Origin of the sequence: Nitrosomonas ureae, from assembly GCF_900108305.1 — a bacterium.
Classification (GTDB): Bacteria; Pseudomonadota; Gammaproteobacteria; order Burkholderiales; family Nitrosomonadaceae; genus Nitrosomonas; species Nitrosomonas ureae_B.
The window spans coordinates 47,395-59,917 of record NZ_FNUX01000006.1 but is presented as its reverse complement, the minus strand read 5'-3'; the positions used below and the strand labels follow the sequence as shown (position 1 = coordinate 59,917).

The 12,523-nt window shown below is 42.4% G+C and carries 13 protein-coding genes; 8 read left to right on the top strand and 5 right to left on the bottom strand.

The window, feature by feature from the left end; translation table 11 throughout:
• Positions 1–75: 75 nt before the first annotated feature.
• The 3 genes from C4S39_RS05220 to C4S39_RS05210 form a co-directional block, all read right to left on the bottom strand.
• Entirely contained in the window at positions 76–384 is a 309-nt protein-coding gene (locus C4S39_RS05220) for a (2Fe-2S) ferredoxin domain-containing protein (RefSeq protein ID WP_103965990.1), read from the bottom strand.
• A 156-nt stretch (positions 385–540) separates the two neighbouring features.
• Positions 541–2,055 (bottom strand): ubiquinone biosynthesis regulatory protein kinase UbiB, encoded by a 1,515-nt coding sequence (ubiB, locus tag C4S39_RS05215; protein WP_103965989.1) that lies wholly within the window; start codon positions 2,053–2,055, stop codon positions 541–543.
• Positions 2,056–2,181: 126 nt separating this feature from the next.
• Complete coding sequence (locus C4S39_RS05210) at positions 2,182–2,781, bottom strand: ubiquinone biosynthesis accessory factor UbiJ (protein WP_103965988.1); 600 nt, start codon at positions 2,779–2,781, stop codon at positions 2,182–2,184.
• Between the two features lie 359 nt (positions 2,782–3,140).
• On the opposite strand from C4S39_RS05210, the gene C4S39_RS05205 reads away from it, so the two are divergent.
• Both C4S39_RS05205 and ppa read left to right on the top strand, forming a co-directional pair.
• On the top strand, positions 3,141–3,539 hold the full coding sequence (locus C4S39_RS05205) for a lysophosphatidic acid receptor (protein WP_103965987.1): 399 nt from the start codon (positions 3,141–3,143) through the stop codon (positions 3,537–3,539).
• A gap of 200 nt (positions 3,540–3,739) precedes the next feature.
• On the top strand, positions 3,740–4,273 hold the full coding sequence (gene ppa, locus C4S39_RS05200; RefSeq protein WP_013647590.1) for an inorganic diphosphatase: 534 nt from the start codon (positions 3,740–3,742) through the stop codon (positions 4,271–4,273).
• Positions 4,274–4,417: 144 nt separating this feature from the next.
• Here ppa and C4S39_RS05195 read toward each other — a convergent pair whose 3' ends face one another.
• Complete coding sequence (locus C4S39_RS05195; RefSeq protein WP_103965986.1) at positions 4,418–5,215, bottom strand: sulfite exporter TauE/SafE family protein; 798 nt, start codon at positions 5,213–5,215, stop codon at positions 4,418–4,420.
• A gap of 31 nt (positions 5,216–5,246) precedes the next feature.
• Positions 5,247–5,702: an EVE domain-containing protein gene (locus tag C4S39_RS05190; RefSeq protein WP_103965985.1), complete on the bottom strand. Its 456-nt coding sequence runs from the start codon at positions 5,700–5,702 to the stop codon at positions 5,247–5,249.
• A 103-nt stretch (positions 5,703–5,805) separates the two neighbouring features.
• Here C4S39_RS05190 and C4S39_RS05185 point away from each other — a divergent pair, with 103 nt between their 5' ends.
• The 6 genes from C4S39_RS05185 (at position 5,806) to cheA (ending at position 12,484) form a co-directional block, all read left to right on the top strand.
• Positions 5,806–6,459, top strand: coding sequence for a thiol-disulfide isomerase (locus C4S39_RS05185; RefSeq protein ID WP_103965984.1), 654 nt, complete (start codon positions 5,806–5,808; stop codon positions 6,457–6,459).
• Positions 6,460–6,783: 324 nt separating this feature from the next.
• Positions 6,784–7,584: a GGDEF domain-containing protein gene (locus C4S39_RS05180; protein ID WP_103965983.1), complete on the top strand. Its 801-nt coding sequence runs from the start codon at positions 6,784–6,786 to the stop codon at positions 7,582–7,584.
• 150 nt (positions 7,585–7,734) lie between these two features.
• Positions 7,735–8,973, top strand: coding sequence for an EAL and HDOD domain-containing protein (locus C4S39_RS05175; protein WP_103965982.1), 1,239 nt, complete (start codon positions 7,735–7,737; stop codon positions 8,971–8,973).
• A 173-nt stretch (positions 8,974–9,146) separates the two neighbouring features.
• Positions 9,147–9,731: a hypothetical protein gene (locus tag C4S39_RS05170; RefSeq protein ID WP_103965981.1), complete on the top strand. Its 585-nt coding sequence runs from the start codon at positions 9,147–9,149 to the stop codon at positions 9,729–9,731.
• 62 nt (positions 9,732–9,793) lie between these two features.
• Positions 9,794–10,159, top strand: coding sequence for a response regulator (locus tag C4S39_RS05165; RefSeq protein WP_103965980.1), 366 nt, complete (start codon positions 9,794–9,796; stop codon positions 10,157–10,159).
• A 138-nt stretch (positions 10,160–10,297) separates the two neighbouring features.
• Complete coding sequence (cheA, locus tag C4S39_RS05160) at positions 10,298–12,484, top strand: chemotaxis protein CheA (RefSeq protein WP_103965979.1); 2,187 nt, start codon at positions 10,298–10,300, stop codon at positions 12,482–12,484.
• Positions 12,485–12,523 lie beyond the last annotated feature (39 nt).

The following is a 12,523-nucleotide window of genomic DNA, read 5'->3' as shown; positions in this document are numbered from 1 at the left end:
CTCATACCTGGCGAGCGGATCCCGTACCAATAAAGCTTCCTGGATGGAAGCGCGCATTCATTGGGATGCAGTAGATCAGATTCTAAGACGCTCGACAATATTTCCCTTGAGCAAGTGCTCATCGATGATTTCATCAATATCTTCTTGATCGATATAGGTATACCAGGTTTCCTCCGGATAAATCACAATAACGGGACCTTCATTGCAGCGATCAAGGCAGCCCGCATTATTAATACGGATTCTTTTCTTACCATCGAGTTTTAACGATTTGATGCGCTGCTTGGCGTAGTCACGCAGTTCCTGGGCACAAAAATTATTGCAGCATTTTGCACCCCCTTCACGTTGGTTGGTGCAGAAAAAAACATGGTATTGATAATAGCTCATAAGAATAAATAATGAGGTTAGAAAAATAAGTTGTTAGTTTAACGTATTTCTTTTTGTTAAAACCAGATTGATGATGTGCAGGGTACTTATGCTGGCAAAGACTGTTTTAACGGAAAAAATGCTTTTCTCCGCGAAGAAATATTGAATTAAAGCGAATCAGTGAAATATTTGCCAGAACAGCAATCCAGCCAGCAAGATTGCAATTAGCAACAGCAACCGGTTTTGCCGTTTTTCTTCGATGACCAGGTCGGTCATTCTTTTTTCCAAAGCATGATTGCGGTTTTCTGCAAAAGCTTGATGTATCAGACGAGGAAATTCCGGCAGGATAATCGCCCAGTTCGGGGCTTCTTTTTGTATTCGACTGGCAAATCCACGTAAGCCGATTTGCTCAGCCATCCAATGCTCTAGAAATGGTTTAGCGGTTTTCCAGAGATCCAGATTCGGATCCAGATCACGGCCAAGGCCTTCAATATTGAGTAATGTTTTTTGCAACAGTACCAGTTGCGGCTGGATTTCGACATTGAATTGTCGTGAGGCTTGAAACAGCTGAAACAAAACCCGCCCAAAGGATATTTCTTTCAGCGGCTTGTCGAAGATGGGTTCGCAAACAGCCCGTATGGCGGATTCAAAATCGTCTACCCGGGTATTTTTAGGTGCCCAGCCGGCTTCTACATGAGCTTGTGCGACGCGCCCGTAATCCCGACGGAAGAAGGCCAGAAAGTTTTGTGCCAAATAATTTTTATCTTGATCGCTGAGTGTTCCCATGATGCCGAAATCAACCGCAATATACCGGCTATCTTCACCAACAAAGATATTTCCCGGATGCATATCGGCATGGAAATATCCATCGCGAAACACCTGAGTGAAAAATATTTCCACTCCAACGCGCGCCAATTGCGGGATATCGATTCCTTGGGCCTGCAATCTTTCAACATGACTGATAGGGGTGCCTTTGACACGCTCCATTACCATTACGCCATTGCGGCAATAATCCCAGTAGACCTCGGGTACCAGCAACAATGGAGAATTTAGAAAATTTCTGCGTAATTGGCTGCAGTTGGCTGCTTCGCGCATCAGATCAAGCTCATCATCCAAATGGCGGGCGAACTCTGAGACGACCTGCCGCAATTTTAGACGCTTGCCGTCCGACCAGAGTGTTTCTGCGAGCCAGGCGCCCGTATCCATCAACGCAACATCGTGCGCGATAATGGATTCCAGATTAGGGCGTAATATTTTTACCGCCACTTCGGTTCCATCGTGCAAGACCGCAAAATGAACTTGTGCAACAGATGCGCTGGCTATCGGTGTGTCACTAAATTCGAAAAATACTTCATTGATTTTCTGATCATATTCTTTTTCTAATGCGGCTAATACGAGCTGTAAGGAAAATGGGGGAACCTGATCTTGCAGTTTGGCCAATTCATCGGCGATATCGTGAGGCAAAAGATCGCGCCGGGTAGATAGCATTTGGCCAAATTTGACAAAAATAGGGCCTAATTTTTCTAAAGCCAGCCGCAATCTCTCCCCACGCGGTTTATCCAGTTTTCTCCAGAAGGTTAATGTTTTTACAATAATTCTTAACACCCGCAAGCGGCTATGATTTAAGACAAATTCATCCAATCCGAATTGGAAAGCGACGTATTGTATTTTTAGAAGTCGAAATAGGCGCATGAGTAAATCAATAATCGGTAGGGGTCAATTGTGCCAAAAAGGTTAGATAGAATACTTTCAGGTATTATTTACTCAAGTTCAATACCGACAGCAATTTGCTAGAAGGAATGCGCTTCATGGCATTCTTTATTCATTTGCAAAGATATTATGTTGCGTCAATTTATTTAACCGTCGTTCCAGTTGCTCAATATTAAGTTGCACGCTATTTATCTCTTCTGCAAATCGGCGGGCTGTGTTGGGTTTGATCAGAAAAACATTTTCTTCTGTTAAATATTCGATCAATGTCTGGGAAAAACGCTCGATATTTTTTGCTTGCCATTGCACCAGATGTTCACCCGCATGGGTGATCCGGTGTGCTGGTATGTCTCCGATCGCACTGCTAAGATCGTGCTCAACGATTCCTTTAAGGTCGATATGCTGGCCGATATTAATCAATTCCTCAACCAGGGCTGGATTGCCGGTCGTTTTTATCTGCGTAAATGCGTTCAGTTCGCGGGCCAATAATCCTGGTAGTATTAGTGGAGATAATGTCAATGTTGCATCTGCATTTATAGAATCATCAGATTTTTGTAACTCACCCTTGGAGTTGATGAGCATTTTGAGATTAATTAAGGGAAAAGTCCGGATGCAGACTGTTTTTCCGGTAAAAGATTGCAATCGCCTGGATGCCCAGCTTTCACTGCGTAAAACATGATTGATTGAAGCGATTACAGCGGTTGTCAGCATTCTATGTAATTTTGTAGATTGTAATAGCGGGAACAGAAGAAGCAGCTATGTATTTTGTCAAGTTTTCTCATACAGAATCTCACCATATTTTAGAAATTGATCCTCTTTCTTCTCAAGCTTACAATTGCTTTGCGAGTATAGCATTTTAATTTGAATTCATTATAGGTTCTCGATATACCTTAAAGCTTTGTCAAATTGCTGGATCAACTCGTTTATCAATGGTGTTGTTATTGTATGATTGATACTTGACATTATGCTTTCCAAGCAGGATTAACCTTAAACCTTAAGATTTCTATCGATGCTTAGGAAGCGCATACTGGATTATTTAACAGAGTGTTTGGAAATAATGAGTGGCTAATATGAAAGAAGGGCCTCATACCCGCAATTTTTGGCACAGTATATTCATTATTCTGTGTGCGCTTGTCAGTGGTTTTCTATTGTCATTTATTGGTTTTGGGCTACTTTGGAGTGGTATTTCCTGGCATACTCAACTAATTATGGCGCTACCATTTTTGCTGTTATCACGTGCGGTGTATCGATGGAGCAAAGGAGCGCTGGGAATTTGCGCTTTTATAGTGGTAGGGGCGGCACCACTGGGAGTATTGATCAGCCGGTTTCGCGATACGAACGATTCACATTTGATGCCTGTTCTTGTTGTTCTCAGTTGGATTTTAGGGGTGCTCGCGGGTTGCTATTCAGGCTATTTGTCGCGTAGTGCGCAAATGAAACCGGCTAAGCATGTTACCGTTTCCGAATAAAACAGTAAGGCTGGCCTCATGCAATACCTCAAATTCTCAATTGAACCGGCGCGCAGAAATTATCCGATTTATTTGTTCTTCTAAAGGCAAGGGCGAATGTTTGACAGCCGTTCCGGCCTTCAGTACACTAAAATTACAAAAGTAAAGATCTGCGTAGTATTTTTCTTCCTAATCCCAAAAAATCGAGAAAGGCATGTTTCATGGATATCAGAGCAATCCCCGTAGGCGCCAATGTGCCCAACAATGTCAATGTCATCATAGAAGTGCCAACAGGCGGTGAGCCCGTTAAATATGAGTTTGATAAACAATCCGGAGCATTATTCGTAGACCGCATCTTACATACACCGATGCGATATCCGGCTAATTACGGTTTTATTCCTCATACTTTATGCGATGATGGCGATCCGTTTGATGCGCTTGTTATCGCCCGTTCGCCATTCCTTGCCGGATGCGTAGTGCGCGCAAGACCGATTGCGTTGCTTCATCTCGAAGACGAGCATGGCGGCGATGAGAAGCTTATCTGCGTGCCGGATACCAAGACCTTCCCTTATTACGCACATGTGTCCGAGCGAAAGGATTTGCCTGATATCGTGTTTCAACAGATAGAGCATTTTTTCACGCATTATAAAGATCTTGAGCCGGAAAAATGGGTACGTGTCGGTCGCTGGGGTGATGCGGCCGAAGCGCGTGACATGGTAATGCGAGCGATCAAAATGGCGAAAGCTGCGGAGTAAAGGGCTTTGCTGCAGCTCGCCGCTAAGAAGTGAAAAGTTGAATTCGCAGAGATGAAATGACGGTTTTCTTGAGCAGGGCACCCATGAAAAGGGGTGGAGTCTTACAGTTGAGATACTGCGATAAGATAAATAAAAATCTCCCCTTCAAATTAAGTTGATTAACATTCTAATACCCAAACTATAAAGCAATACGACAAAGATTGTTCTTAAAATGGCGATTCGGGTCGAATGTGTTAGTCTTGCACCGAGCGGCGCTGTCAACATGCTGGCGGATACCAGCCAAATTAATGCGGGTAAATAGACATAACCTAAACTGTTGGCAGGAAGTGTATCCGATTGAATCAATCCATTGACGACATAGCCGATAGTTCCGGCCAGCGCGATGGGAAAACCGATGGCGGCGGCAGTGCCGATAGCGTGTTGAAGTTTGACTTTGCACAAAGTAAGAAATGGCACTGATAATAATCCACCGCCAATAGCAACCAGGCTGGAAAGTGCGCCAATAAATCCGCCGGCAAGTAACATACCGATTCTTCCAGGTAGCTGAAACATCGGGCCGGGACGAAATTGCAGCAGCATCTGCGTGGCGGCATAAAAGATAAAAATGACAAAAATAGAGCTCAGTAATTGGCCCGTCATCGATCCCGCCAAAGTTGCGCCGCCGAAAGTGCCGAGAAAAATACCGGGGGTAATATTTTTTACAATTTGCCAATTTACTGCGCCATGCTGATGATGAGTGCGCAAGCTGGTGATTGATGTGAAAATGATGGTGGCCATCGTGGTACCGAGTGCCATATGCATGATGCGATCGACGGGAAAATTCTGAGCAGTAAATACGGTAATCAGCACGGGCACCATGATCAGTCCGCCACCGATGCCGAGCAAGCCGGCGAAGAAACCTACAAATGCACCGGTCAGAAGATAAATCAGCCACCATTCCATGTTCGGTCTCGATAAAAAGAATCCAGTGCGATCATAACAGGTTCAGGATAAATTGCCATTCGGCCGGATCAACTGGGGTGATCGATAAGCGGTTACCGGTTTGCAGTATCCGCATGCGACACAGCGCTTCATACTGCCTGAGTTCTCTGATCGAGATCAGACGGATTCTTCTGGTTAAGGTAAGCTCAACATTAAACCAGCGCGGGTTATTTACTGATGCCTTGGGGTCAAAATACTTGCTGCCGGAATCGAATTGCGAAACATCCGGATATGCGGGGCTGCTGACAGTTGCAATGCCCATGATGCCGGGATTTTTGCAGCAGGAATGATAGAAGAAGGCTTGGTCACCGGTATTCATTTGATTGCGCATAAAATTGCGTGATTGATAATTGCGTACGCCTTCCCAAGCTATGGTCTGTTTGGGTAATGCTGCAAAGTCCTCAATGCTGAACTCATCAGGATCGGATTTCATTAACCAGTAACGCATTTTTGGCGGATTCTAATTTGTTTTTATCAAAAATACTGCATGATAGTGTCCAGCTTCTGTAATATGCCAGAGTTTCTAATTATTTATTTTAACTATTTTAACCATGAATAATCATTCGCTTTCTGATGTTTCGGTTGCCGCTTGGGTGCAAGGGGGACCGATTGTGTTAAATAATTTAGTGGGTTCGGTGGTGTTGATCGAGGTTTTTCAGGTGAATTGTCCGGGCTGTTTTATTTATTCGTTACCTACAGCTATCGATCTGCACGAACGCTACCATCAACATGGATTGGTTGTCATCGGTTTGGCCACTGCGTTTGAGGATTATGACAAAAATACGCTCGAGAACTTGCAGAAATTAATTACTACTGGCGAAGTGGTCGGTGAAACATTCAAGGCTCTGAATCAATATGGCATATTATCAGAGGGTAAGTTGCCATGGAAAATTCCTTTTGCAGTGGGCATGGATCGCGTTGTGGCGGAAACTGAGCAAGTTACTGATGAACGCGTGCTGCGCTATGCTGGTGAATTTCTTCCGAATTTTGAGAACCTGGACGATGAGCAGAAAAGATCGGTGTTGCATCAAGTCAGGCATTATCTGGAGCAGAAATCGATGAAAGCTGAGACTTTCGAGAACTTTGCACTGCAAGGAACACCTTCGTGTATTTTATTTGATCGCAAAGGTCAATTAAAAGATGTTTCATTTGGCCGTATTGATTACAAGCAAGCAATGGTGGAGCATTGTATTGCAGAAAAATAATTGTTTCAGATTTTGTCTGTTGTTGAGGTGCACAATTGGCAGAGCTTTTCATTTAAGACGTTACCCGCACAGTTTCTAACGTGGCTTATCCATACAACTATGGCTCGACACTTTTCAGAGAGACTGCTAAGTCAGTATAGAAGCCATTCTTATCGGTAAATAGCGCCCGATTTCCCTTTTTATTCTTTACATCCGTTCTAACCACGTTCTGTTAACTTACAGACGTGGCAGTTTATATCAGGACGGATTCTCCTTCGCAATCCAACGAGTTATCCCCTGCTGGTTTGTTCTGCATCTAATATCGTCAATTGAGGAGGATAGCAAATGCAAGAGGCTATTAATCATAAGCAAAAAAGAATATTGAGATTGGTGAAATCGACTAATGCTATTAGCAGTGAGCAGAAATCCATGATTGGTTCTGAAGATTATTATAAGCAAGTAGAACATTACGCCGAACAAATTCGTAAAACACATAATGCTGATGAAATCATTCGGATTCTGGATGTCGTGTTAGCCGAGACGCGAGGATTGAAATTTAGCGATGAGGTTTTTGTTGCTCAGGAGCAGGTAAAACGAGCGGAGCAGAAGATTGAATTATTGAAAGATGAGTTGGAGCAACTGCGAGGACTTGTGCAGACAGATCAAATGACGGGTGCATTCAATCGCCGTGGTCTTGATGATATTTTTAAGCGTGAAGCAGCGCGTGCCGACAGAAATGCGCAATCATTGGGGGTGGTTCTGATTGATCTGGATAATTTTAAGAATATTAATGACAATTTTGGCCATCAATACGGGGATAGTGTACTCATTAACTTAGTTACTGTCGCTAAGGAAACATTGCGGCCTTCCGATATAGTCGCACGTTTTGGTGGCGAGGAATTTGTGATTTTATTGCCCGAGGTTGAGCTGGAAAATGCATTAACTATAATCCAGCGGTTACAAAATAACTTGGAAAGAAGTTTCTCTTTACAAATCGATAACGAATCAATGCCAATAACTTTTAGTGCTGGCGTTGCATTGCGCTCATTTGGAGAGCACCAGAATTCAGTTATAAGCCGTGCCGATAAAGCGCTTTATCAAGCAAAGCGAACAGGGAAAAACAGAGCAATTCCTGCCTTCGTTTAACCTGGCGCAAGATTGGGATGAAAGATCATTTTTTCCATTATATGAATCTTAGAAAAATATGTTTGTGAATAATGAAGAAAGTCAGAGAAATAGACAGAGCCGGTGTGCTTAAGCGTTTCTTTATATTGCTTGGTTAGTGTGGGGGAGTAAATGGAAGGTTTCTTTCTTGGGCGGCAGCCTATTCTTGATCGTAATCAAAATTTGGTGGCCTTTGAATTGCTCTTCAGGCAAGAAGAAGCTGATGAGGAGATTAGTATTAGTAACGACTTATCCGCATCCGCAAATGTCATCATCAATGCTTATTGTCAGTTGGGTATTCAGAATGTGCTGGGCAAACAGCGAGGTTTTATCAATGCGGATCCAGCGCTAGTGATGAGCGATATCATTAGCTTGCTACCCAGTAAACATGTAGTACTCGAAATAAAGGAAACAACGACGCTGACAGCCGATTTTATGCAGCGATGTAGTGAATTGAAGCAAAAAGGATATCAATTCGCGCTGGATAATGCGGTTGCCATAAATGAAAAGGTCGAGCAATTGCTGCCATTGGTCAGTGTGGTTAAAGTGAATGTGCTTGAACTGGAGAAAAATGAACTTTCTAAATTGGTAACTGAGTTGAATCGTTGGCCAGTATTGCTTTTGGCTTTAAAAGTGGAAACTCGTGAACAAGAAAGCAACTGTATGCAGCTTGGATTCCAGATGTTTCAGGGATTTTATTTTGCAAAACCTGAAGTGTTGTCTGTAAAGCGAGCTGACCCAGGAAAGTTGTCGCTATTGAAATTACTGACACTAGTGATGGGGGATAGCGATATTGAAGAAATAGAGAAGGAATTTAAGCATCAGCCCGGACTAAGTTACAACTTGATGCGAATGGTGAATTCTGTAGCAAGTGGATTGCCACAAAAAATCAACTCGATCAAGCATGCGATTATGATAATGGGACGAAAGCAGTTGCAAAGGTGGGTGCAATTGCTGCTCTATACAGCTGATCAGTCTAATGAAAATATGTCCAATGCATTAATGCAGACAGCTGCAGCACGAGGCAAATTAATGGAATTAATTGCAACAGCGGAACGGCCTCATGATAAGAATCATCAAGAAAGAGCTTTTATGGTCGGTATATTATCTCTGCTTAATGTGCTGCTGGGCATTGAGATGCAGAAAATTGTCGATAAATTGGAAATTCCTGATGATATGAGTCAAGCGCTATTGAACCGGGAAGGGCGTTTAGGTCAAGAACTGAAGTTAATAGAAGCTAATGAGAAAGGAGATGTTGCTGTGATTCAATTGATATTGACTGAACTTGGTTTTCTAAGTCTGAGTGAATTGGCAGATATCGAGATACAAGCAATTGGTTGGGCAAATCGAATCAGTGAAGTTGCCAACTGAAAGATTGGTCATGTTATCGGATTATTTTTAAGTTTTTGAGTATTGATATATAACTAATCGGAATTGATGAATGTCATTGGTTCACAAAGAATTTTCCCAACTAATAGTAATAGGTTTCTGTATCAAACGATTGCGATAATGACTTCGAATAAAACAAGTGCCGAGGAAAAATTATGACTGAGCTGCAATCAGTTAGCGACAAGCTTGATAATAAATCTGAAGGCAAATCGGTGCTGGAAGATAAGGATAAAGTTATATGCAATAACGCTGCCGATGAGTATTTCATGGGTATCAAAGAGGATTTGAATCAGGCTGAAAGATTGGTTAGTGACGCAGTTAATAATTTAGTTATTAACTTCAGGTATATAAGTAAATTAACTGAGTCTCATCATGAAATGGTTCTAGCGATTGAAAGAATGGCCGCTCCTGAAGGAAATAGCTGCATTAATGAGTTATTGGAGAAACAAATGGTTATTGCTAATCAAATCGAGCAAGAGTTGGAAATGGCAATTACCTCCTTGCAGTTTGGTGATTTAGTTGCGCAATTGCTTGCCCACACTACGCGTCAAGTGGAAATGTTAAATGTTGAATTGCAACGTATTGATCGGCAAGGTGGTTGGCAGGGAAAAACTGAAAGTGAAGCTTTGGATTCAATACATTCAGGAATCTCTAAAGCAGTTGATGTAGTGAAGAATAAAAGCAAAAAAAAGCCCGTTGTGCAGCAAGGAATGCAGATGGGCGATGTTGAGGTTTTTTAAAAAATGCTTAACGGGTATTTTCTGTCGGGCAACTTAATATTATCAGCAAAGGAGTAAAGTAAATGGCTAAAACGATACTTGCAGTGGATGATTCTGCGTCAATCCGGCAGATGGTAACTTTTACACTTAAAGGTGCAGGTTATGAAGTCATTGAAGCAGTTGATGGTCAAGATGCTTTCGATAAGGCAAGTCATCATCAAATTAATCTAATACTAACCGACATCAATATGCCTCGCATGGATGGATTAAAGTTACTTGAGTTGCTGCGGAAATTAGCCCAATACAAAAATATTCCTATCTTGATATTGACCACTGAATCCAGTGATGAAATAAAAGCAAAAGGTAGAGCGGCGGGAGCGACGGGATGGCTAGTGAAACCATTTGATCCCAAAAGATTATTGGAAGTAATCGGTAAAGTTATTGGTTAGAAAATAATATTTCTAAGCGGAATAATAGGTTTAAATAACCTTCTACTCTCAAAGAGTAAATGTTTTGTTGTTTCTCTAATATTGAGTTTCTTTCTTTAAAGCGTTAATCAAACAATTCAACTTGAAATAGGGGTTCTCATGAGTACAGATCTTGAACAGTTTTATGAGATATTTTTTGAAGAATCCTCAGAGTTACTTGCGGATATGGAGGCGTGTTTACTCAGACTGGATGTGAATTCGCCCGATTTGGAGGATTTAAACGCTATATTTCGTGCTGCTCATTCTATTAAGGGTGGAGCAGGAACATTTGGTTTTACAGATATGACGGAGATGACGCATATGTTGGAGACACTACTTGATAGATTACGTAAGGGTGAGCTTGAGGTACGTAGTGAGATGGTCGATGCTTTTTTAAAGGCCGGGGACGTTATCAAAGCCCAATTGGATGGGCATCGTGGAGAAGGGCAAGCTGATCCCACTGTTGCTGAAGCCATTTGTGAAGAACTTAAAAGATTAAGTGAGGATACGCAGGAAGCTGCATCGATAGTAGATACCAAAACAGTTTTTTCTGATACTAAGGCTAAGCCAGTGTCGCAAGAGATTGATGTTGGTTCCGGTGTAGATAAAGTTTCTCATGAGAATATTGCCGCAGGGCTTAGTTTTATTATCGAGTTTTCCAGTACGGATTTGAGTAGTACAGCACTTGAGAATTTATTCTCTAATTTAAAGGGGTTGGGTAATCTGGAGAATCTTACGCCGGTAAATGTGGAGGGGCGCTATAAATTAGCACTGACCACAAGTAGTAGTGAAGAAGATGTTTGGGAAACTTTGGCATTCGTGGTCGATCCCGCGAGTCTTAAAATTGAAGCGACTACGATTGATAATACTCCAGCCAAGGTAGCAGAAATTGAGATCCTGAGTGAATCAATCCATGATACAGGGGCTTTAGCGGAAGTAGACGAATTGACGTGTGAGGCGTCTTCGGTATCAGGTTACGGTTTTTTTCCTGGAGCACCCGCTGTACCAAAGAATATAGAAGATTCAGAAACTGGCCTGGACCAAGCACAGTTGCCGAATACGTGCAGCAATAAAAATGAATCCCAAGTTACCAATAAATCTTTTGGAAAAACTAATGCAGCAGCCTCTGCTAGCGAAACGTCATCTATCCGGGTCAGTATAGAGAAAGTTGATCAAATGATTAATTTAGTTGGGGAATTGGTAATTACTCAAGCAATGCTTGCGCAAACAGCTTCTCAGTATGATCCGGTATTGTTCGAAAAATTGTATAGCGGAATGAGTCAATTGGAACGGAACACACGAGATTTGCAAGAATCTGTGATGTCAATTCGTATGATGCCAATCAGTTTTGTATTTAGCCGATATCCACGAGTTGTACGTGATTTGGCAGCGAAATTGAATAAGCGCGTGGAGTTGAGAACTGTTGGCGAAAATACAGAGCTTGATAAAGGGTTAATCGAGAAAATTGCTGATCCTTTGACACACTTAGTTAGAAACAGTCTGGATCACGGTGTCGAAGTAGCTGAAAAGCGTATGGCTGCTGGTAAACCGGCGCAAGGCACGATCACTCTTAGAGCCTTTCATCAGGGAGGAAGTATCGTTATCGAGGTTAGCGATGATGGCGCAGGGCTAAATAGAGGGAAAATTCTTGCCAAAGCAAAAGAACGTGGTTTTCCTGTACATGATGCAATGACTGATCAGGAAGTCTGGTTATTGATATTTGAAGCTGGCTTCTCAACAGCGGATCAAGTTACAGACGTGTCTGGCCGTGGTGTTGGTATGGATGTGGTGAAACGCAATATACAGAGTATGGGAGGGCGTATCGATATTGAATCGACATTTGGATCCGGTACACGCATATCCATCCGCTTACCACTAACGCTCGCCATACTTGATGGATTATCTGTGGTTGTGGGAGATCAAATGTTTATTGTCCCGTTAAATTATATAACCGAGTCATTGCAGCCGGCGGCCACCGATATTAAAACAGTGAGCGGACAAGGGCGTGTAGTGCAAGTAAGAGGTGAGTATCTCCCAGTGATCGCATTGCATGAGTTCTTTAATTTGCGCCCGAGCGTAACAGAGATTCATAAAGGAATTCTTGTCATTCTTGAGGCTGAAGGACATAAAGCAGCTTTATTTGTGGATGATCTGGTTGGACAACATCAGGTTGTTATCAAGAGTCTGGAGAGTAATTACCGTAGAGTTCAGGGAGCTTCGGGTGCGACTATTATGGGTGATGGCAAAGTTGCGCTTATTCTTGATGCTGCGGCTCTGGTGATGGCATCACAGCAAGAGCTTGTGTAGATCTCATTACTTAACCCTTTATGAAAAAAGAGAAGGCAA